The following is a 20,913-nucleotide window of genomic DNA, read 5'->3' as shown; positions in this document are numbered from 1 at the left end:
ATTATGAGTCTTAATTACCTGGATTTCGAACAGCCAATCGCAGAACTGGAAGCGAAGATTGATTCGCTTACTGCGGTTAGCCGTCAGGATGAAAAACTGGATATTAATCTGGATGAAGAAGTGCACCGTCTGCGCGAGAAAAGCGTTGAGCTGACACGTAAGATCTTCTCAGATTTGGGTGCCTGGCAGATCGCGCAGTTAGCGCGTCATCCGCTGCGTCCCTACACGCTGGACTATGTCCGTAACGTGTTTACCGACTTTGACGAGTTGGCAGGCGATCGCGCTTACGCCGATGATAAAGCGATTGTTGGCGGTATTGCTCGTCTGGACGGTCGTCCGGTGATGATCATTGGTCATCAGAAAGGCCGCGAAACCAAAGAGAAAATTCGTCGCAACTTCGGCATGCCGGCACCAGAAGGCTATCGCAAAGCGCTGCGCCTGATGGAGATGGCTGAGCGTTTCAAGATGCCGATCATCACGTTTATCGATACCCCAGGTGCTTACCCTGGCGTCGGTGCAGAAGAGCGCGGTCAGTCTGAAGCCATTGCACGTAATCTGCGTGAAATGTCAGGTCTGAAAGTGCCGGTCATCTGTACCGTTATCGGTGAGGGGGGGTCCGGTGGCGCACTCGCAATCGGTGTTGGCGACAAAGTGAATATGTTGCAGTACAGCACCTATTCAGTGATTTCACCGGAAGGCTGTGCGTCGATCCTGTGGAAAAGTGCCGATAAAGCCCCACTGGCTGCTGAAGCGATGGGAATTATTGCCCCGCGTCTGAAAGAGCTGAAACTGATCGACACGGTAATCCCGGAACCGCTGGGTGCTGCACACCGCAATCCGCTTGCTGTTGCAGAGTCACTGAAAGCGCAGCTGCTGGAAGATCTGGCCGATCTTGACGTGCTGAGCACAGAGGAGCTGCTGAACCGTCGTTATCAGCGCCTGATGAGCTACGGTTACGCATAAGCCATAAGCTTTTTCCCCTTTGATGGGGAGCAAGCCAGAGTGGGGGAAATGACTTACCAGCTAAGTCGTTTCCCCCATTTTTATTTTCCGCCATGGTATGGCGGCACAGAATGCCCTCTCTGCAATCTGGTTCCTCATTCATATAGTCACCCCGATAAACTTATTGCTCAGCTAATTAACTGCGGATAGTATGCAGACGCTGCTGTTGATAATAATAATCATTGTCTTTTCGGGGTTAATAATGAAATACCTGTGGAATCGAATCACGCTGTTAATTGGCGCGCTGGCGTTAACGCACAACGTGCTGGCCGCCCCCTTTATTGTTGAGGACGTCAGCGGGCGCAAAGTTGAAATCAAATCCGAAGTTAAACGCGTTATTTTAGGCGAAGGACGTCAGATCTATCTGCTGGCAGCCTTCGATACCGATGCGCCGTTTAAACGCGTCGTCGGCTGGCGTGATGATTTGCCTAAGGCCGACTTCGACAGCTATCAAATCTATGCCAAAAAATATCCGCAAATCACTGCGCTGCCGACGTTTGGCGGCGCAAAAGATGGCAGTTTTAATGTTGAGCAGGCGCTGACGCTGAAACCCGATCTGGTGCTGATGAATCTCGAATCGAAAGCCGCTATCGATGAGGGTAAGTTAATCGAAAAACTGGACCGTCTGGGCATTCCGGTGGTGTTTATCGACTTTCGTGAAAAGCCGTTTGAAAATGCCGAAAAAAGTATTCATATCCTCGGCCAGCTGTTGAACAAACCCGAGCGGGCCAAAGAGATTATCGATTTTCGCCAGCAGCAGATCGACCTGGTGATTAATCGCCTGAAGGATTACCACGGCCCACGACCTAAAGTGATGATTGACCGTGCCGGTGGTTACGATGATGAGTGCTGCATGTCGTTCGGCAATGAAAACTTTGGCCGCATGGTTGAAGTGGCGGGTGGTGATAATATCGCTAAAAATCTGATTCCTGGCACCTTTGGTACGCTGAATCCGGAGCAGATTATCAGCGCGCGCCCTGATGTAGTGGTAGTAACCGGTGCCAACTGGAAAAACTACAACACCGCCAATGGTTGGGTTGGCGTAGGGCCGGGGGCTGATTTGACGGTCGCACGCCAGCGCTTGCAGGCGCTGATGCAGCGTTCGGCATTTAAAACGCTACCGGTTGCCAGCAATGGTAATGCCCACGCTATCTGGCATCAGTTTTATGACAGCCCGTATCAGTTTGTTGCGATACAGGCGCTGGCTAAATGGATGCATCCTGAGCTGTTTAAAGATATCGATCCGGATGCGACTTTCCGCACCTTCCATCAGCGTTTCCTGCCAGTAGATTATCAGCCAGGCTACTGGGTGACCCTGCCAGCGAAATAAGTTTCAGCGGGCTGGTGATGATGCCAGCCCGCAACACCCGCTTACAGCCCGCTACGCTTTATCTGCCTTAAATCAGTCATCTGACTAACCTGATCCGCTATGCTTATTCATTGCATTAATTTCACCAGGAGGTGTGCATTGAATATCATCGCGATTATGGGGCCGCATGAGGTTTTTTATAAAGACCAGCCAATCCGCGAGCTTCACGACGCGTTAACCACGCAGGGATTCCAGCTGATCTATCCGAAAAATGCCGACGATCTGCTTAAGCTGATTGAGCATAATCCGCGTATTTGTGGCGTTATTTTTGACTGGGATGAGTACAGTCTTGACCTGTGCAGCGAAATCAATCAACTGAATGAATATTTGCCGCTGTATGCTTTTATCAATACTCACTCGCAGCTTGACGTCAGTATTAATGAAATGCGTATGGCGCTGTGGTTCTTTGAATATGCGCTGAATGCAGCGGATGAAATCGCGCAACGCATTCGTCAGTACACCAATGAGTATATTGATGCGATTACCCCGCCATTAACCCGTGCGCTGTTTACCTATGTGAAAGAGGGTAAATATACCTTTTGTACTCCCGGCCATATGGCAGGTACTGCATTTCAGAAAAGCCCGGTCGGGACGCTTTTCTACGATTTCTTTGGTGCCAATACGCTGAAAGCGGATATTTCTATCTCGGTGACCGAGCTGGGTTCGCTGCTCGATCACACCGGCCCGCATCTGGAGGCTGAAGAGTATGTGGCGCGCACCTTTGGCGCTGAACAAAGTTACATGGTGACTAACGGCACCTCGACCTCCAACAAAATAGTCGGCATGTATGCGGCAGCGGCAGGCAGTACGGTTTTAATCGATCGTAATTGCCATAAATCACTGACTCATTTATTGATGATGAGCGATCTGGTGCCGATCTGGCTGAAGCCAACGCGTAACCCGCTGGGCATTCTCGGCGGCATTCCCAAACATGAGTTCACCAAAGAGAGCATTGCGTTAAAAGTGGCGCAAACTGAGCATGCCAGCTGGCCGGTGCACGCGGTAATCACCAACTCCACTTACGATGGCCTGCTGTATAACACCCAGTACATCAAAGAAACGCTGGATGTGCCGTCGATTCATTTTGACTCGGCCTGGGTGCCCTATACCAATTTTCATCCAATTTATGCCGGAAAAAGTGGCATGAGTGGGGAGCGCACGCCGGGAAAAGTGATTTATGAAACTCAGTCGACGCACAAACTGCTGGCGGCATTCTCGCAGGCTTCGCTGATTCATATTAAAGGCGATTACGACGAGCAGACCTTTAACGAAGCCTACATGATGCATACCACTACGTCGCCCAACTACTCGATTGTCGCCTCAATAGAAACGGCGGCGGCCATGTTACGTGGAAATCCTGGCAAACGGCTGATTAACCGCTCGGTAGAGCGCGCGCTGCATTTTCGCCGCGAGGTGCAGCGCCTGCGCGAGGAGTGTGATGGCTGGTTCTTCGATATCTGGCAACCGGAAGCGGTGGATGAAGCCGAGTGCTGGCCGATTGAGCCGGGTGACGACTGGCACGGCTTTACCGATGCCGATCGCGACCATATGTATCTCGACCCGATTAAAGTGACGATTCTGACACCGGGCATGAACGAGCAGGGCGTAATGGCCGATGAAGGCATTCCTGCCGCGCTGGTGGCGAAATTTCTTGATGAACGCGGCGTAGTGGTTGAGAAAACCGGGCCTTATAATTTGCTGTTTCTGTTCAGTATTGGCATCGATAAAACCAAAGCGATGAGTCTGCTGCGCGGGTTGACCGAGTTTAAACGCAGCTACGATCTTAATCTGCGGGTGAAGAATATGCTGCCGGACCTGTATGCCGAAGATCCTGACTTTTACCGCAATATGCGCATCCAGACGCTGGCGCAGGGCATCCATACGCTGATTCGTCAGCACGATTTACCGCGCCTGATGCTGCAGGCTTTTGATGTGCTGCCGGAAATGAAAATGACGCCGCATCAGATGTTTCAGCAGCAGGTAAAAGGTAACGTGGAAACGGTCGATATCAGCGAGCTGCCAGGGCGGGTTTCCGCCAATATGATCCTGCCGTATCCGCCTGGCGTACCGCTGGTGATGCCAGGGGAAATGATCACCGAGGCCAGCCGCCCGGTGCTCGACTTTCTGCTAATGCTCTGCACCATTGGCGAACACTATCCGGGTTTTGAAACCGATATTCATGGCGCAACGCTGACTGAAGACGGAAGTTATCGCGTTCGGGTGTTGAAAACTGAGCTTCCGGAAGAGTTCCGGAATTAGTCCCCTTGTTGCCAGCATCGTGCGCAGGTAAGGTGCTGGCAACATGGATTAATTAAGGAGTACAGATGCTGGGTCTGAAGCAGGTTCATCATATTGCTATCATTGCCACTGACTACGCACGCAGCAAGGCGTTCTACTGCGATATTCTCGGTTTTACGCTGATCGCGGAAGATTATCGTGCCGCGCGCCACTCGTGGAAGGGGGACCTGGCACTTAACGGGCAATATACCCTTGAGCTGTTCTCCTTTCCGCAGCCACCGGCGCGCGTCAGTCACCCTGAAGCCTGTGGCCTGCGCCACCTCGCATTCAGCGTCGATGATATCGAAACCGCGTTTACGTTTCTGGCCGCTAACGGGGTGAACTGCGAACCGCTGCGCGTTGATCCGCTGACCGGTAAACGCTTTACCTTTTTTAACGACCCTGATGGTTTGCCGCTGGAACTGTATCAGGCGTAGAATAGCCGCTTATTTACATCGGTTTCTCTGAGGTTGTCACCATCGCTATGCCACTGCTTGACAGTATTAACGCCCAGCTTGCCGGGCATCAGCGCCTGCTGGTGGCCTACAGCGGTGGGCTGGATTCGACGGTATTACTGCATCTGCTGGTACAGCTGGCTAACACTTCTCCCGGCTGGCAACTGCGCGCCATTCACATCCACCACGGCCTGAGTCCTAATGCCGATCGGTGGAGCCAGCATTGTCAGCAACAGTGTGACCGCTGGCAGTTGCCGCTGATTATCGAGCAGGTAACGGTAGACGCCCGCGAAAAAGGCGTTGAAGCAGCGGCACGTGCCGCGCGCTATGCGGCTTTCCGTCGTCACTTGCAGCCTGGTGAAGCATTGCTGAGCGCGCAGCATCTTGACGATCAGTGTGAAACATTGCTGCTGGCATTAAAGCGCGGCAGTGGCCCGGCCGGATTAGCAGCGATGCCTGCACAGCTGTGGCTGGGGGAAAATCCGTTGCTGAGGCCGTTGCTGGCGCAAAGTCGTCAACAGCTGGAGCAGTGGGCTGAACAACATCAGCTGAGCTGGATTGAAGACGAGAGTAACCAGGACACGCGTTACGATCGTAACTTTCTGCGTCAGCAGGTGCTGCCATTGCTGAATCAGCGCTGGCCGCATTTTGCCGCCGCGACTGCGCGTAGCGCCGCACTTTGTGGTGAGCAGGAGCAGTTACTGGATGAATTGCTGGCTGAATCACTGGCGACGCTGATTCAGCCGGACGGCTCGCTGCACATTGAACCGCTGCAATCGCTGAGCGAGCCACGGCGCTGTGCGCTGTTACGCCGCTGGATTGCCGGGCAGGGCGGTCTGATGCCGTCGCGCGATGCGCTACAGCGAATCTGGCGTGAAGTCATTAACAGTCGTGAAGATGCGGCACCGCGCATACAGCTGGGCGATCATGAAATTCGGCGTTATCGGCAGGCAATTTACTGGCTGCCAATGCGGCCATCATTACGTGACACGGTGGTGGTCTGGCAACGTCCGTGGCAACCGCTACAGCTGCCGCATCAGCTGGGTACGGTGGCGGTTGATCCGCAGGGTATCGCGCTGCGCCAGCCGCTTGCCGATGAAGCCGTGACTATCCGTTTTTATGCCCGTGGCGAGGTGCATATTGTCGGGCGCGCCGGTGGACGTGCGATCAAAAAACTGTGGCAGGAGTTTGCCATTCCGGTATGGCAGCGTGAGCAGACGCCGCTGCTGTTTTATGGCGAGCAGCTGATTGCCGCTCTTGGAGTATTTGTCACCCGCGCCGGAAGCGCAGAGCATCAGCCTGACTGGCGAGTCAGCTGGCAGCAATATAATAATAGAGAGCAATGATGAACAAGTTAGTTTTGGCACTGATACTGGCGTCAGTCAGCGTGCCGGCATTGGCCGATGGCGATGTGAATGCCGGTCAGCAGAAATCGGCAGCCTGTGCGGCATGCCATGGCGCGCAGGGAAAAGCGAAACCAGAGCTTTATCCCATTCTGGCCGGGCAGCATGCTGCTTATCTGGCGCAGGCGCTGCGGGCGTATAAAAAAGGCGATCGCAGTGGTGGACAGGCGGAAGTGATGAGGGCGTTTGTGGCGGGATTAAGCGAGCAGGATATCGACGATCTGGCGGCTTACTATGGCAGTCAGCAGCCGTAAAATGACAGGGGCGGAATAAATTCCGCCCGCAGGGTTAGTCAGACTCGCTGACCACAACCACTCCCAACTCTGGGTGGCTAAAGCTGGCAATATGATCCAGTCGCAGTTCGCGCTGTTCGCCAGCCTGGTCTATCGCCAGATACTCAACGTTTTTGCGCGAAACCATATCTTTGGCCTTCGCGCTCAGTTGATCGCCGTTTTTCAGTTCCAGCGTCAGCATCCAGTGGTTTTGGCAGGCGAGTTCAAGGTTGTCGTAATCATCACAATTGATCGGTTTGTACGCTTCATTCGTCAACATAATCGCTCACCAATAAGTTTGCAGCAGCATAAGCCGCTTGTTCCCTGACAGAAGAGTTTAGCTCACTATTTGCCGCTATCTCGTCCAGTGCTTTTAACGCACAGCCTATCGCGTCCGGCACGTATCCCAGATCGCCACTGCCAATTTCGGCATATTTGCGGCGAACTAATTCACAATACTTTTGCACATGCACCTCCTTCAGAGCATAACTCTCTGGCTCATAAGCGACTATAGCACAGGCTTTTACGTGAAATCAGCCCACGGCAGGGTGATTTGCTGTCGCAGCGCGTTACAATGCGCTATCTGACTAATAAGGGATCCCATGGCACTTAAAGCAACGATTTACAAAGCTAACGTCAATGTCGCGGATATGGATCGCAACGTATTCATCGACAGCAGCCTGACGCTGGCGCGTCATCCATCCGAAACGGAAGAGCGACTGATGCTGCGTCTGCTGGCCTGGCTATGCCATGCCAGTGAGCGTCTGCAGTTTACCCGTGGGCTCAGCGCCGAAGATGAGCCGGAAATCTGGCGGATGAACGACCATAACGGTATTGAAGAGTGGATTGATTTAGGCTTGCCGGAAGAGAAGCGCATCAAAAAAGCCTGCAACCGCTCGGCAAATGTTTATTTATATTGTTATAACTCGCGAGCGGCGCAGGTCTGGTGGCAGCAGCATCAGACTAAGCTTTCGCAACAGTCTAACCTGACGGTGCGATATATTGACGATCAGCAGCTCAGCGCACTTGTCGCTTTTGCCGCGCGCAATATGACGCTACAGGCCACGTTACAGGACGGCACTATCTGGCTTTCTGATGAGCAAAACCATCTGGAAGTGCGTTTTACCGACTGGCTGATTGACGGCAAAGCGCCATGATTGTGTTGTCACGCAACGCTACCATCAGTGATGCAGAAATTGAGCTTACCGCCATTCGCGCGCAGGGCGCGGGTGGGCAGCATGTTAATAAGAGTTCCACGGCGATTCACTTACGCTTTGATATCCACGCATCGTCGCTGCCTGAGTTTTATAAACAGCGGTTGCTGGCGGCCAGCCATCATCTGATCACGCCGGATGGGGTGGTGATCATCAAGGCGCAGGAGCATCGCAGCCAGGAGTTAAACCGTGAGGCTGCGCTAAAGCGACTGGAAAACCTGATTAATGAGTTAACCGTGGTGGAAAAAACGCGGCGAGCCACGCGTCCGACGCTGGCATCGAAAAAACGCCGTCTGGAAGGTAAAGCACGTAAAGCGTCGACAAAGTCGTTGCGCGGGAAGGTTCGCGGCGACTAAAGAATAATGTGGAGAACGGGCGGCGATACCAGAACGCCGCCCGTGGGGAAGATTATTTCGCCAGCTCAGCCACGAGGAAATCAACGATCTCGCTGGTTTTGATCATGCGTTTCTCACCTTCACGACGCGCTTTGTACTCAATCTCTTCGCTGTCGAGGTTACGATCGCCAATCACGATGGTGTGCGGCACGCCAATCAGTTCCATATCGGCAAACATCACGCCCGGACGCTCTTTACGGTCGTCCAGAATCACCTCGATGCCTTTGCCACGCAGCGTGTTGTACAGCTCTTCCGCCACTTCTTTTACGCGGAAAGATTTGTGCATGTTCATTGGCAGAATTGCCACCTGGAACGGTGCCAGCGCCGCTGGCCAGATAATGCCGCGCTCATCATGGTTCTGCTCAATGGCTGCCGCCACGATACGGGTGATACCGATACCGTAACAACCCATGGTCAGAATCTGGTTACGTCCGTCTTCACCCTGTACTGAGGCTTTCATCGCTTCAGAGTACTTGGTGCCCAGCTGGAAGATATGACCAACTTCGATACCGCGTTTGATCAACAGAGTACCTTTACCATCCGGGCTGGCATCACCTTCTACCACGTTACGGATATCTGCAACCTGCGCTTCTGGCAGATCGCGCAGCCAGTTGATGCCGACAAAATGCTTGCCGTCAACGTTGGCGCCGGCGCTGAAATCACTCATTTTCGCCACGGTACGGTCAGCAATGACCGGTAATTTCAGACCGACCGGACCGAGTGAGCCAGGACCGGCACCGACAGCGGTACGAATTTCTTCTTCGCTGGCAAATGTTAAAGGTGCGGCAACGATATCAATCTTCTCTGCTTTGATTTCGTTCAGCTCATGATCGCCACGTACCAGCAGCGCAACCAGCGTGTGACCGCTCTCTTTGGTTGCTTTTACCAGCAGGGTTTTCACGGTTTTTTCAATTGGCAGATTAAACTGCTCAACCAGCGCGGCGATGGTTTTAGCATCAGGTGTGTCGATCTCGCGCAGCGCTTCGCCCGCTGCCGGACGCTCGCCCTGTGGCGCAACCGCTTCAGCCAGTTCGATATTGGCCGCGAACTCTGACTCGGTAGAGAACACGATATCGTCTTCGCCGCTCTGTGCCAGTACCTGGAATTCGTGAGACGCGCTACCACCAATCGAACCGGTATCCGCCTGCACCGCGCGGAAATCGAGACCCATACGGCTGAAGCTCTGGCTGTAGGCGCGGTACATCACTTCATAGGTTTCCTGAAGAGATTCCTGCGAGGTGTGGAAAGAGTAGGCATCTTTCATCACAAACTCACGTGAGCGCATTACGCCGAAACGTGGACGCACTTCGTCACGGAATTTGGTCTGGATCTGGAACAGATTCAACGGTAGCTGCTTATAAGAGCTAAGCTCGTTACGAATCAGGTCAGTCACCACCTCTTCGTGAGTAGGACCGAGCACAAAAGGGCGTTCGCCACGATCGACAAAACGCAGCAGCTCAGGACCATACTGCTCCCAACGACCGCTCTCCTGCCATAAGTCGGCGGGTTGCACCACCGGCATAGAGATCTCAATGGCACCGGCGTTATTCATTTCGTCGCGCACGATGTTTTCGACTTTTTTCAGTACGCGCAAACCGGTGGGCAACCAGGTATATAAACCGGATGCCAGCTTGCGGATCATCCCGGCGCGCAGCATCAGCTGGTGGCTGATCACTTCCGCATCGGCAGGGGTCTCTTTCTGAGTGGAGAGCAGGTATTGAGTAGTACGCATGTTGTTACGGTTCCAATTAAACGGAAAACTATCGAAAAAAACTGCCTGAAACGCTGGTGGCTAGTGTACCAGCGTGTCTGAATCCTCAAAAGAGAGAGGGCAATAAATTAGCGTGGATCGACGGCAATGACCTCAGTTCCCAACGCGGTGATGCGCCAGCGCACATTAAATGCCAGCAGCCAGGCGGCATATTCACGATCGGGCTCTTCACCTTTACGGTAAGCTGGTCGCGGATCCTGTGCCAGCACCTGAGTAATAAAGCGCTCAAGTTGAGGATAATGCTGCTGTTGTTGCGCGATTTGTGCCTGCGCCGCAGGCGAAAAACTTACCGGCATATCGGCAGGCGGCGCGTGCTGGGCAAAACCTGCGCGCGCATCGGGCAGCGCCTCGGCAAAGGGTAAATAGGGCTTAATATCGACAACAGGCGTGCCATCGACCAGGTCGAGGCTGCCAAGCTTGAGAATCACGCTGTTTTTATCACAGCGGATATCAAGCAGTTCGACCAGCGACATGCCAATCGGGTTTGGACGAAAAGTCGAGCGGGTGGCAAATACTCCCATTCGGGCATTACCGCCAAGCCGTGGAGGTCTCACGGTCGGACGCCAGCCACCTTCCATCGTCTGGTGAAAAATAAACAGTAACCACAAATGGCTGAAGGCTTCGAGACCGCGCACCGCTTCCGCTTGATTATAAGGCGCCAGCAAATGCAGTTCGCCGCCGCCGTCCTGAATCAGGCCGGGCTGGCGGGGAACCGCAAATTTTTCCTTCCAGGGGGAGCGGATTACACCGATTTGCTCGAAGGAAAATTGGCTCATTGATCGGAAACTTTCAGCGCTGAACCCTGACAAATCGCCTGACGATAACAGCCTGGCGCACCGGTGACAATTTCACACTTGTGCAGCAGAACCGCGTTGGCTTTCATACCCGACGCACGAATCTGCATTCTTTTACGCGCCGTATTGATATTGGCAGGTGAGTCCTGATTACTGCTTTGGCAGTCATCGGCGGATACTTCGCCTAAATCACGGAACGGCTTGCTGACCAGGTCCTCAGCATTGGTATACAGTTTTACTGGCGCTGGACGAGGAGCGGGTTTGGCGCGCACCGGTTCAGACTGCGTCGATTGCGTGGTTGAGCCGCTAACCGGTTCTGGAGATTTGTGCAGCATTGAACACCCTGTCAGCGACAGCGCTAACAAACAGAGCGGTAGAACACGCATGGGACCATCCTCATGTTTTTGAAAGAGGCGTTATTGAAGCAAGCTATGGTTGAAATGACAAGCAATCAAGCGGGATGAGGCAGGTATTACCAGTAAAAAAAAGGGCGACGTTGCCGTCGCCCTCTGTCAGGGAGCAATCAGGCGGTAGAATTACCAGCCTTTAACTGCGCCACCGTTAAAGATTTTGTTAGCGGCTTCATAGACTTCGTCCGACTGATACGCCTGGACAAATTTCTTCACGTTTTCCGCGTCTTTATTATCTTCGCGTGCAACCAGCAGGTTAACGTAAGGAGAATCTTTATCTTCTACGAAGATGCCGTCTTTAGCGGGGGTCAGGCCAATCTGGCTGGCATAAGTGGTGTTGATGACCGCCAGCGCAATCTGCTGATCGTCCAGAGAACGAGGCAGCTGAGGAGCTTCCAGCTCAACCAACTTCAGTTTTTTCGGGTTCTCAGTCACGTCCAGTACGGTTGGCAGCAGACCAACACCGTCTTTCAGTTTGATCAGGCCCTGTTGCTGCAGTAACAGCAGGGTACGACCAAGATTAGTCGGATCGTTAGGAATCGCGACCTGCGCACCGTCTTTCAGCTCATCCAGAGATTTAATTTTCTTGGAGTAACCAGCAATAGGATAAACAAAGCTATTACCTACCGGCACCAGCTTGTAACCGCGATCTTTAATCTGCTGATCGAGATAAGGTTTGTGCTGGAAAGCGTTAAGGTCAATATCCCCTTTACTCAACGCTTCGTTTGGCAGTACGTAGTCGTTGAAGGTCACCAGCTCAACGTCAAGGCCATACTTCTCTTTAGCGACTTTTTGGGCAATTTCAGCAACCTGCTGCTCTGCACCAACAATCACACCCACTTTAATATGGTTAGGATCTTTCTCTTCCTGACCGCATCCAACCAACGCCAGTGAACCGATCAGCGCACCCACAGCGGCAAGAGTTTTAAATTTAAAAGACATATCCTTTCCTTCAAAATGAAATTAATGTTGCTTGTTTATTTATGGGTGACGGCGCGAACAATGCGATCACCACAGAACTGAATCAAATACACCAAAATCACCAACAATACTAATACCGTATTCATTACTGTTGCGTTGTATCCGATATAACCGTACTGATAACCAATCTGGCCAAGACCACCGGCACCGACTGCACCGCCCATTGCCGAGTAACCAACCAGGGTAATCAGCGTGATGGTGGCAGCATTAACCAGACCCGGCAGCGCTTCAGGCAGCAGCACTTTACGGATAATCTGTAACGGCGTAGCGCCCATTGCACGTGAGGCTTCGATCAGGCCGGTTGGCAGTTCCAGCAGGGCATTCTCCACCATACGGGCGATAAATGGCGCTGCGCCCACGGTCAGTGGCACGATGGCCGCCTGCAGGCCGATAGAGGTGCCAACCACCATGCGGGTAAAGGGAATCATCCATACCAGCAGGATAATAAAAGGAATCGAACGGAAGATGTTAACCAGCGCAGAAAGCACGCGGTACAGCTTGCCATTCTCCATGATCTGGCCCGGGCGAGTCACATACAGCAGTACGCCGAACGGCAGGCCAATCACAAAACCGAAAAAGCCGGAGACAAAGGTCATCATCAGGGTTTCCCAAATGCCCCGGCCCAGTAACCACATCATTGCCTCAGACATAACCTAATACCTCAACTTTCACGTGATGTTCTTTCAGGAACGCGATGGCGGCCTGGGTGTCCGCGTCGTTACCGTCCATTTCAGCCAGCATAATGCCGAACTTTACGCCCCCGGCGTAGTCCATCTGCGCGCTGATAATATTGTTATTAACGTTAAAACGGCGAGCGGCTTCTGAGAGCAAAGGCGCATCAACCGATTTACCGGTAAACTCGAGGCGTAATAAAGGTACGCTATCAGTTTTGGCTTCAGGCGTCAGGCGATCAAGATAATCCTGAGGAATATCAAGATGCAGTGTCGACTGAATAAACTGCTGTGCCAGAGGGGTTTTCGGATGAGAGAACACTTCACTGACGCTGTCTTTTTCTATTAACTCGCCATTACTGATCACTGCAACCTGATCGCAGATGCGCTTTACCACATCCATTTCATGGGTGATCAGCAGAATAGTGATGCCAAGACGACGGTTAATGTCTTTCAGCAGTTCCAGAATCGAACGGGTTGTGGCCGGATCAAGCGCGCTGGTGGCTTCATCGCATAGCAGTACTTTAGGATTACTGGCCAGCGCACGGGCAATTGCCACACGCTGTTTCTGACCACCGGACAGATTGGCAGGCCAGACATCTCTTTTCTCTGAAAGGCCAACCAGCTCCAGTAATTCAGTGACCCGTTTTTTGATCTGCTCGCGCGACAGATTACCCAGCTCCAGCGGCAGGGCGATATTACCAGCCACGGTACGAGAGTTCAGCAGGTTAAAATGCTGAAAAATCATGCCAATCTGCCGGCGCGCCTGAGTCAGCTGGCTTTCTGATAACTGAGTCAGCTCCTGGCCGTCTACCAGAACGCTACCGGAAGTAGGACGTTCGAGGAGGTTAACGCAGCGGATGAGTGTACTTTTACCGGCACCTGATGCGCCGATAACGCCATATATTTGTCCGGCAGGCACGTGCAGGCTGACGTCAGACAGCGCTGTAATGGTGCGTGAACCCTGCTGGAACACTTTTGTGATATTTGAAAGTTTTATCATTGATCTATTTATTATCGTGGTGAAAAGTTGTCCGTGGTACTTGTCTGGTGTCAATCATCGCAACCGCGAAATTTGATCGGATGTTAAGGCATCCAGACGTCTAAATCAATCGAAGTCATTCAAACTGAGATTCTCTCTTTTATTGCAATCATGCGATACTGTGCAGCAAATTTAGTAGCAGGAGTTTCTACGTGGCAGAGCTTGTACCCGCAATTTTCCTCGATCGTGACGGCACCATAAATGTCGATCACGGCTATGTCCATGAAATCGATGATTTCCAGTTTATTGATGGCGTAATCGACGCCATGCGTGAACTGAAAAAAATGGGCTTCGCTCTGGTACTGGTCACTAACCAGTCGGGTATCGCTCGCGGTAAGTTTAGCGAAGATCAGTTTATGCAACTGACCGAGTGGATGGACTGGTCACTGGCCGACCGTGAAGTTGATCTCGATGGCATCTATTTCTGCCCTCATCATCCGGAAGCTATAGAAGAAACGTATCGTCAAAGTTGCGATTGCCGTAAACCGCAACCGGGTATGCTGCTCTCAGCACAGCAAGAGCTCAATATCGATTTGGCGTCTTCCTATATAGTAGGTGATAAAATTGATGACTTACTGGCAGGTAAAGCGGCCGGAGTAGGTAAAAAGATACTGGTTCGTAGCGGAAAGCCCGTCACCGCTGAAGGTGAAGCAGAGGCGGATTGGGTGATTAATAGCCTTGCAGAGCTGCCTGAACGCATTAAACAGGGTTAAAAAACAGCATTTCGTACGAAGTTGCGGCAACCAGTAAAAAAGTTGAGATTTGTGCTTGCTATCCCCGGCGGCGTCCCTATAATGCGCCTCCATCGACACGGAACAACGGCTTACCAGCCACGGTGTTGAGAGGTTCAGGAAGTTCTGAACCGCCGGAGAAAAACTTCTGAAAAAGAGGTTGACTCTGAAGGAGGAAAGCGTAATATACGCCACCTCGCAACAGCAAGCCAAATCGCTGATTGCACTGCTCTTTAACAATTTATCAGACAATCTGTGTGGGCACTCGCAGGGTTGATATCGCAAACCATCCTCGGATGGAAAAAATTTGAAATATCAAGTCTCAAGAGTGACTACTATATTCATTACGAATAACAGTTTTAATTCTTTGAGCATCAAGCTTTTTAATTGAAGAGTTTGATCATGGCTCAGATTGAACGCTGGCGGCAGGCCTAACACATGCAAGTCGAACGGTAGCACAGGGGAGCTTGCTCCCTGGGTGACGAGTGGCGGACGGGTGAGTAATGTCTGGGGATCTGCCCGATGGAGGGGGATAACTACTGGAAACGGTAGCTAATACCGCATAACGTCGCAAGACCAAAGTGGGGGACCTTCGGGCCTCACACCATCGGATGAACCCAGATGGGATTAGCTAGTAGGTGGGGTAACGGCTCACCTAGGCGACGATCCCTAGCTGGTCTGAGAGGATGACCAGCCACACTGGAACTGAGACACGGTCCAGACTCCTACGGGAGGCAGCAGTGGGGAATATTGCACAATGGGCGCAAGCCTGATGCAGCCATGCCGCGTGTATGAAGAAGGCCTTCGGGTTGTAAAGTACTTTCAGCGGGGAGGAAGGGGTGAGGGTTAATAACCTTCGTCATTGACGTTACCCGCAGAAGAAGCACCGGCTAACTCCGTGCCAGCAGCCGCGGTAATACGGAGGGTGCAAGCGTTAATCGGAATTACTGGGCGTAAAGCGCACGCAGGCGGTTTGTTAAGTCAGATGTGAAATCCCCGGGCTCAACCTGGGAACTGCATTTGAAACTGGCAAGCTTGAGTCTCGTAGAGGGGGGTAGAATTCCAGGTGTAGCGGTGAAATGCGTAGAGATCTGGAGGAATACCGGTGGCGAAGGCGGCCCCCTGGACGAAGACTGACGCTCAGGTGCGAAAGCGTGGGGAGCAAACAGGATTAGATACCCTGGTAGTCCACGCCGTAAACGATGTCGACTTGGAGGTTGTGCCCTTGAGGCGTGGCTTCCGGAGCTAACGCGTTAAGTCGACCGCCTGGGGAGTACGGCCGCAAGGTTAAAACTCAAATGAATTGACGGGGGCCCGCACAAGCGGTGGAGCATGTGGTTTAATTCGATGCAACGCGAAGAACCTTACCTGGCCTTGACATCCACGGAATTTGGCAGAGATGCCTTAGTGCCTTCGGGAACCGTGAGACAGGTGCTGCATGGCTGTCGTCAGCTCGTGTTGTGAAATGTTGGGTTAAGTCCCGCAACGAGCGCAACCCTTATCCTTTGTTGCCAGCGAGTAATGTCGGGAACTCAAAGGAGACTGCCGGTGATAAACCGGAGGAAGGTGGGGATGACGTCAAGTCATCATGGCCCTTACGGCCAGGGCTACACACGTGCTACAATGGCGCATACAAAGAGAAGCGACCTCGCGAGAGCAAGCGGACCTCATAAAGTGCGTCGTAGTCCGGATCGGAGTCTGCAACTCGACTCCGTGAAGTCGGAATCGCTAGTAATCGTAGATCAGAATGCTACGGTGAATACGTTCCCGGGCCTTGTACACACCGCCCGTCACACCATGGGAGTGGGTTGCAAAAGAAGTAGGTAGCTTAACCTTCGGGAGGGCGCTTACCACTTTGTGATTCATGACTGGGGTGAAGTCGTAACAAGGTAACCGTAGGGGAACCTGCGGTTGGATCACCTCCTTACCTATGTGAAGATACCCGCGTAGTGCCCACACAGATTGTCTGATGAAAAAGTAACGAGCAGAAAAAACCTCTACAGGCTTGTAGCTCAGGTGGTTAGAGCGCACCCCTGATAAGGGTGAGGTCGGTGGTTCAAGTCCACTCAGGCCTACCAAATTCCTTCTCATGCTGCGTTATGCAGTCGGTCGTTTACCGAAGTAAACTTCCCTCCCGCACGCCTTGCCTGAGAACGAATTAGCATTTCTTCAAAAGAGAGATGTGACTCCTGGTGAGTGGTAGTAGATGGTCTCTGCAGTAACTGTATGGGGCTATAGCTCAGCTGGGAGAGCGCCTGCCTTGCACGCAGGAGGTCAGCGGTTCGATCCCGCTTAGCTCCACCATACTGTTTACTCAAAAAATACTTCAGAGCAAACCGGCAACGGTGTGCTGCGAAGTATTATGCTCTTTAACAATCCGGAACAAGCTGAAAATTGAAACGACGCGTCGTCTCATTTCTCCGTAATAAGAAATGAATCGCGATGTGTTCGAGTCTCTCAAATGCTTGCAACCGCAGTGGAAACACTTGTGGGTTGTGAGGTTAAGCGACTAAGCGTACACGGTGGATGCCCTGGCAGTCAGAGGCGATGAAGGGCGTGCTAATCTGCGATAAGCGACGGTAAGCCGATATGAGGCGCTACAACCGTCGATACCCGAATGGGGAAACCCAATGCAATCCGTTGCATTATCATTAAGTGAATACATAGCTTAATGAGGCGAACCTGGGGAACTGAAACATCTAAGTACCCAGAGGAAAAGAAATCAACCGAGATTCCCCCAGTAGCGGCGAGCGAACGGGGAACAGCCCAGAACCTGAATCAGTTTGTGCAGCAGTGGAAGCCTCTGGAAAGTGGCGCGATACAGGGTGATAGCCCCGTACACGAAGCTGCACTTGTTGTGAGTTCGATGAGTAGGGCGGGACACGTGACATCCTGTCTGAATATGGGGGGACCATCCTCCAAGGCTAAATACTCCTGACTGACCGATAGTGAACCAGTACCGTGAGGGAAAGGCGAAAAGAACCCCGGCGAGGGGAGTGAAACAGAACCTGAAACCGTGTACGTACAAGCAGTGGGAGCCTTGATTTATCAGGGTGACTGCGTACCTTTTGTATAATGGGTCAGCGACTTATATTCTGTAGCAAGGTTAACCGTATAGGGGAGCCGCAGGGAAACCGAGTCTTAACTGGGCGTTAAGTTGCAGGGTATAGACCCGAAACCCGGTGATCTAGCCATGGGCAGGTTGAAGGTTGGGTAACACTAACTGGAGGACCGAACCGACTAATGTTGAAAAATTAGCGGATGACTTGTGGCTGGGGGTGAAAGGCCAATCAAACCGGGAGATAGCTGGTTCTCCCCGAAAGCTATTTAGGTAGCGCCTCGTGAACTCATCTCCGGGGGTAGAGCACTGTTTCGGCTAGGGGGCCATCCCGGCTTACCAACCCGATGCAAACTGCGAATACCGGAGAATGTTATCACGGGAGACACACGGCGGGTGCTAACGTCCGTCGTGAAGAGGGAAACAACCCAGACCGCCAGCTAAGGTCCCAAAGTCATGGTTAAGTGGGAAACGATGTGGGAAGGCACAGACAGCCAGGATGTTGGCTTAGAAGCAGCCATCATTTAAAGAAAGCGTAATAGCTCACTGGTCGAGTCGGCCTGCGCGGAAGATGTAACGGGGCTAAACCATGCACCGAAGCTGCGGCAGCGACACTATGTGTTGTTGGGTAGGGGAGCGTTCTGTAAGCCGTCGAAGGTGGACTGTGAGGTCTGCTGGAGGTATCAGAAGTGCGAATGCTGACATAAGTAACGATAAAGCGGGTGAAAAGCCCGCTCGCCGGAAGACCAAGGGTTCCTGTCCAACGTTAATCGGGGCAGGGTGAGTCGACCCCTAAGGCGAGGCTGAAAAGCGTAGTCGATGGGAAACAGGTTAATATTCCTGTACTTGGTGTTACTGCGAAGGGGGGACGGAGAAGGCTAGGTTATCCGGGCGACGGTTGTCCCGGTTTAAGCGTGTAGGCTTGCATTCCAGGCAAATCCGGAATGCTCTAAGGCTGAGGCGTGATGACGAGCCACCACGGTGGTGAAGTAACTGATGCCATGCTTCCAGGAAAAGCCTCTAAGCTCCAGGTAACACGAAATCGTACCCCAAACCGACACAGGTGGTCAGGTAGAGAATACCAAGGCGCTTGAGAGAACTCGGGTGAAGGAACTAGGCAAAATGGTGCCGTAACTTCGGGAGAAGGCACGCTGGCGCGTAGGTGAAGGGACTTGCTCCCGGAGCTGAAGCCAGTCGAAGATACCAGCTGGCTGCAACTGTTTATTAAAAACACAGCACTGTGCAAACACGAAAGTGGACGTATACGGTGTGACGCCTGCCCGGTGCCGGAAGGTTAATTGATGGGGTTATCCGCAAGGAGAAGCTCTTGATCGAAGCCCCGGTAAACGGCGGCCGTAACTATAACGGTCCTAAGGTAGCGAAATTCCTTGTCGGGTAAGTTCCGACCTGCACGAATGGCGTAATGATGGCCAGGCTGTCTCCACCCGAGACTCAGTGAAATTGAACTCGCTGTGAAGATGCAGTGTACCCGCGGCAAGACGGAAAGACCCCGTGAACCTTTACTACAGCTTGACACTGAACATTGAGCCTTGATGTGTAGGATAGGTGGGAGGCTTTGAAGCGTGGACGCCAGTCTGCGTGGAGCCAACCTTGAAATACCACCCTTTAATGTTTGATGTTCTAACCTGGCGCCGTAATCCGGCGTGGGGACAGTGTCTGGTGGGTAGTTTGACTGGGGCGGTCTCCTCCTAAAGAGTAACGGAGGAGCACGAAGGTCAGCTAATCACGGTCGGACATCGTGAGGTTAGTGCAATGGCATAAGCTGGCTTGACTGCGAGAGTGACGGCTCGAGCAGGTGCGAAAGCAGGTCATAGTGATCCGGTGGTTCTGAATGGAAGGGCCATCGCTCAACGGATAAAAGGTACTCCGGGGATAACAGGCTGATACCGCCCAAGAGTTCATATCGACGGCGGTGTTTGGCACCTCGATGTCGGCTCATCACATCCTGGGGCTGAAGTAGGTCCCAAGGGTACGGCTGTTCGCCGTTTAAAGTGGTACGCGAGCTGGGTTTAGAACGTCGTGAGACAGTTCGGTCCCTATCTGCCGTGGGCGCTGGAGAATTGAGAGGGGCTGCTCCTAGTACGAGAGGACCGGAGTGGACGCATCACTGGTGTTCGGGTTGTCATGCCAATGGCATTGCCCGGTAGCTAAATGCGGAAAAGATAAGCGCTGAAAGCATCTAAGCGCGAAACTTGCCTCGAGATGAATTCTCCCTGACTCCTTGAGGGTCCTGAAGGGACGTTGAAGACTACGACGTTGATAGGCCGGGTGTGTAAGCGCAGCGATGCGTTGAGCTAACCGGTACTAATGACCCGTGAGGCTTAACCTTACAACGCCAGAAGTGTTTTGGTGGTTGTGTGTGAGAGAACCATCAATTTCAGCTTGTTCATACGGATTAAAGAATTTGCAGAAACGAAAGATTTTGTGCTGGTTAAGCGCAAAAGATTCGTTTCACGCACAAAGAATTTGCCTGGCGGCTTTAGCGCGGTGGTCCCACCTGACCCCATGCCGAACTCAGAAGTGAAACGCCGTAGCGCCGATGGTAGTGTGGGGTCTCCCCATGCGAGAGTAGGGAACTGCCAGGCATCAAATTAGTACCATTTCCCGTAACGCGGAAGTGAGAGAAACACCTGAAGTCAGACGATAAGTCTGGAATCAGTACAGAATCGGTGGAGCGGTAGTTCAGTTGGTTAGAATACCTGCCTGTCACGCAGGGGGTCGCGGGTTCGAGCCCCGTCCGTTCCGCCACTTATTACGATAGCCCTGAGCATAAGCTCAGGGCTTTTTCGTATGCACAGAAAACAACTATTATTGCCAAAGTCAGACGGTTTTAGCCCACTTGATGACTGTTCAGAATCCATTTCACTCCATTAAATTCCCCATATTAACTTATCCCCACTTCTGCAATCGCGGTGGTTAAACCACTCAAGTCGTATTACTCACAATAAAATCCGGATTATAAGTTCTAAGCTGGCAGCAAATAAATCGATATCCGTGCTCTGATTAATGTGAAAGCAATCACATAATCAGTAAGAGATTATTCATCA

The 20,913-nt window shown here is 52.4% G+C and carries 17 protein-coding genes, 3 tRNA genes and 3 rRNA genes; 15 read left to right on the top strand and 8 right to left on the bottom strand.

Annotated elements, in window-relative coordinates:
* Positions 1-3 precede the first annotated feature (3 nt).
* From accA to ACP3TC_RS17145, 6 genes are all read left to right on the top strand, one after another.
* Positions 4-963, top strand: a complete 960-nt coding sequence (gene accA, locus ACP3TC_RS17170; protein WP_313855883.1) for an acetyl-CoA carboxylase carboxyl transferase subunit alpha — start codon at positions 4-6, stop codon at positions 961-963.
* A gap of 241 nt (positions 964-1,204) precedes the next feature.
* A complete protein-coding gene (locus ACP3TC_RS17165; RefSeq protein ID WP_426816903.1) occupies positions 1,205-2,332 on the top strand; it encodes an ABC transporter substrate-binding protein in 1,128 nt (375 codons plus the stop codon).
* Between the two features lie 138 nt (positions 2,333-2,470).
* Positions 2,471-4,630, top strand: coding sequence for a lysine decarboxylase LdcC (locus ACP3TC_RS17160; protein WP_313855885.1), 2,160 nt, complete (start codon positions 2,471-2,473; stop codon positions 4,628-4,630).
* Positions 4,631-4,695: 65 nt separating this feature from the next.
* Complete coding sequence (locus ACP3TC_RS17155; protein WP_426816902.1) at positions 4,696-5,085, top strand: VOC family protein; 390 nt, start codon at positions 4,696-4,698, stop codon at positions 5,083-5,085.
* A gap of 47 nt (positions 5,086-5,132) precedes the next feature.
* The gene (tilS, locus tag ACP3TC_RS17150; RefSeq protein WP_426816901.1) at positions 5,133-6,449 is read left to right on the top strand and encodes a tRNA lysidine(34) synthetase TilS; all 1,317 of its coding nucleotides are present in this window, start codon (positions 5,133-5,135) and stop codon (positions 6,447-6,449) included.
* Positions 6,446-6,760 carry a c-type cytochrome gene (locus ACP3TC_RS17145; RefSeq protein WP_426816900.1) on the top strand — a complete coding sequence of 105 codons (315 nt, stop codon included), beginning with the start codon at positions 6,446-6,448 and terminating at the stop codon, positions 6,758-6,760. The genes tilS and ACP3TC_RS17145 overlap by 4 nt, the downstream gene beginning before the upstream one ends.
* A gap of 34 nt (positions 6,761-6,794) precedes the next feature.
* Here the strand turns inward: ACP3TC_RS17145 and rof are convergent, their stop codons facing one another.
* Positions 6,795-7,058 (bottom strand): Rho-binding antiterminator, encoded by a 264-nt coding sequence (gene rof / locus ACP3TC_RS17140; RefSeq protein ID WP_313855891.1) that lies wholly within the window; start codon positions 7,056-7,058, stop codon positions 6,795-6,797.
* On the bottom strand, positions 7,045-7,245 hold the full coding sequence (locus ACP3TC_RS17135; RefSeq protein WP_313855892.1) for a YaeP family protein: 201 nt from the start codon (positions 7,243-7,245) through the stop codon (positions 7,045-7,047). The genes rof and ACP3TC_RS17135 overlap by 14 nt, the downstream gene beginning before the upstream one ends.
* 135 nt (positions 7,246-7,380) lie before the next feature.
* On the opposite strand from ACP3TC_RS17135, the gene ACP3TC_RS17130 reads away from it, so the two are divergent.
* Both ACP3TC_RS17130 and arfB read left to right on the top strand, forming a co-directional pair.
* Complete coding sequence (locus ACP3TC_RS17130; protein WP_313855893.1) at positions 7,381-7,935, top strand: YaeQ family protein; 555 nt, start codon at positions 7,381-7,383, stop codon at positions 7,933-7,935.
* Positions 7,932-8,348, top strand: coding sequence for an alternative ribosome rescue aminoacyl-tRNA hydrolase ArfB (arfB, locus tag ACP3TC_RS17125; protein ID WP_313855894.1), 417 nt, complete (start codon positions 7,932-7,934; stop codon positions 8,346-8,348). Before ACP3TC_RS17130 ends, arfB begins: the two co-directional genes overlap by 4 nt.
* Positions 8,349-8,400: 52 nt before the next feature.
* On the opposite strand, the gene proS is transcribed toward arfB, so the two are convergent.
* From proS to metN, 6 genes are all read right to left on the bottom strand, one after another.
* The gene (gene proS, locus ACP3TC_RS17120) at positions 8,401-10,119 is read right to left on the bottom strand and encodes a proline--tRNA ligase (RefSeq protein WP_426816899.1); all 1,719 of its coding nucleotides are present in this window, start codon (positions 10,117-10,119) and stop codon (positions 8,401-8,403) included.
* Positions 10,120-10,226: 107 nt separating this feature from the next.
* Complete coding sequence (tsaA, locus tag ACP3TC_RS17115; protein WP_313855897.1) at positions 10,227-10,934, bottom strand: tRNA (N6-threonylcarbamoyladenosine(37)-N6)-methyltransferase TrmO; 708 nt, start codon at positions 10,932-10,934, stop codon at positions 10,227-10,229.
* The gene (gene rcsF, locus ACP3TC_RS17110; protein ID WP_426816898.1) at positions 10,931-11,338 is read right to left on the bottom strand and encodes an Rcs stress response system protein RcsF; all 408 of its coding nucleotides are present in this window, start codon (positions 11,336-11,338) and stop codon (positions 10,931-10,933) included. Before rcsF ends, tsaA begins: the two co-directional genes overlap by 4 nt.
* Before the next feature lie 150 nt (positions 11,339-11,488).
* Positions 11,489-12,304, bottom strand: coding sequence for a MetQ/NlpA family lipoprotein (locus ACP3TC_RS17105; protein WP_313855901.1), 816 nt, complete (start codon positions 12,302-12,304; stop codon positions 11,489-11,491).
* Between the two features lie 35 nt (positions 12,305-12,339).
* Positions 12,340-12,993 carry a methionine ABC transporter permease MetI gene (locus tag ACP3TC_RS17100; protein WP_313855902.1) on the bottom strand — a complete coding sequence of 218 codons (654 nt, stop codon included), beginning with the start codon at positions 12,991-12,993 and terminating at the stop codon, positions 12,340-12,342.
* A complete protein-coding gene (gene metN, locus ACP3TC_RS17095) occupies positions 12,986-14,017 on the bottom strand; it encodes a methionine ABC transporter ATP-binding protein MetN (protein ID WP_313855903.1) in 1,032 nt (343 codons plus the stop codon). Before metN ends, ACP3TC_RS17100 begins: the two co-directional genes overlap by 8 nt.
* Positions 14,018-14,208: 191 nt before the next feature.
* On the opposite strand from metN, the gene gmhB reads away from it, so the two are divergent.
* From gmhB to ACP3TC_RS17060, 7 genes are all read left to right on the top strand, one after another.
* The gene (gene gmhB / locus ACP3TC_RS17090; RefSeq protein WP_426816897.1) at positions 14,209-14,769 is read left to right on the top strand and encodes a D-glycero-beta-D-manno-heptose 1,7-bisphosphate 7-phosphatase; all 561 of its coding nucleotides are present in this window, start codon (positions 14,209-14,211) and stop codon (positions 14,767-14,769) included.
* Positions 14,770-15,171: 402 nt separating this feature from the next.
* A 16S ribosomal RNA gene (locus tag ACP3TC_RS17085) occupies positions 15,172-16,714 on the top strand.
* Positions 16,715-16,788: 74 nt separating this feature from the next.
* Positions 16,789-16,865, top strand: a tRNA-Ile gene (locus tag ACP3TC_RS17080).
* A gap of 150 nt (positions 16,866-17,015) precedes the next feature.
* Positions 17,016-17,091 (top strand) — tRNA-Ala (locus ACP3TC_RS17075).
* A gap of 195 nt (positions 17,092-17,286) precedes the next feature.
* Positions 17,287-20,195, top strand: a 23S ribosomal RNA gene (locus tag ACP3TC_RS17070).
* 140 nt (positions 20,196-20,335) lie between these two features.
* Positions 20,336-20,451 (top strand): 5S ribosomal RNA (gene rrf / locus ACP3TC_RS17065).
* Together the 16S, 23S and 5S rRNA genes with 3 tRNA genes alongside form the textbook arrangement of a ribosomal RNA operon.
* An 86-nt stretch (positions 20,452-20,537) precedes the next feature.
* Positions 20,538-20,614: transfer RNA gene (locus tag ACP3TC_RS17060), tRNA-Asp, on the top strand.
* Positions 20,615-20,913 lie beyond the last annotated feature (299 nt).

The sequence above is a fragment of the Winslowiella sp. 2C04 genome (assembly GCF_050037805.1).
In the GTDB taxonomy this organism is placed as follows: Bacteria; Pseudomonadota; Gammaproteobacteria; order Enterobacterales; family Enterobacteriaceae; genus Erwinia; species Erwinia toletana_A.
Note: the sequence above shows the minus strand (reverse complement) of the source record. Positions and strands in the feature narration are given on the sequence as shown.

What these genes read in the sequence shown, in the direction of transcription:
- ACP3TC_RS17155 (WP_426816902.1), top strand. Translation starts at nt 4,696, where the DNA reads ATGCTGGGTCTGAAGCAGGTTCATCATATTGCTATCATTGCCACTGAC.
- accA (WP_313855883.1), top strand. Translation starts at nt 4, where the DNA reads ATGAGTCTTAATTACCTGGATTTCGAACAGCCAATCGCAGAACTGGAA.
- ACP3TC_RS17105 (WP_313855901.1), bottom strand. Translation starts at nt 12,304, where the DNA reads ATGTCTTTTAAATTTAAAACTCTTGCCGCTGTGGGTGCGCTGATCGGT.
- ACP3TC_RS17130 (WP_313855893.1), top strand. Translation starts at nt 7,381, where the DNA reads ATGGCACTTAAAGCAACGATTTACAAAGCTAACGTCAATGTCGCGGAT.
- metN (WP_313855903.1), bottom strand. Translation starts at nt 14,017, where the DNA reads ATGATAAAACTTTCAAATATCACAAAAGTGTTCCAGCAGGGTTCACGC.
- proS (WP_426816899.1), bottom strand. Translation starts at nt 10,119, where the DNA reads ATGCGTACTACTCAATACCTGCTCTCCACTCAGAAAGAGACCCCTGCC.
- ACP3TC_RS17145 (WP_426816900.1), top strand. Translation starts at nt 6,446, where the DNA reads ATGATGAACAAGTTAGTTTTGGCACTGATACTGGCGTCAGTCAGCGTG.
- tilS (WP_426816901.1), top strand. Translation starts at nt 5,133, where the DNA reads ATGCCACTGCTTGACAGTATTAACGCCCAGCTTGCCGGGCATCAGCGC.
- rcsF (WP_426816898.1), bottom strand. Translation starts at nt 11,338, where the DNA reads ATGCGTGTTCTACCGCTCTGTTTGTTAGCGCTGTCGCTGACAGGGTGT.
- ACP3TC_RS17165 (WP_426816903.1), top strand. Translation starts at nt 1,205, where the DNA reads ATGAAATACCTGTGGAATCGAATCACGCTGTTAATTGGCGCGCTGGCG.
- tsaA (WP_313855897.1), bottom strand. Translation starts at nt 10,934, where the DNA reads ATGAGCCAATTTTCCTTCGAGCAAATCGGTGTAATCCGCTCCCCCTGG.
- ACP3TC_RS17100 (WP_313855902.1), bottom strand. Translation starts at nt 12,993, where the DNA reads ATGTCTGAGGCAATGATGTGGTTACTGGGCCGGGGCATTTGGGAAACC.
- arfB (WP_313855894.1), top strand. Translation starts at nt 7,932, where the DNA reads ATGATTGTGTTGTCACGCAACGCTACCATCAGTGATGCAGAAATTGAG.
- rof (WP_313855891.1), bottom strand. Translation starts at nt 7,058, where the DNA reads ATGTTGACGAATGAAGCGTACAAACCGATCAATTGTGATGATTACGAC.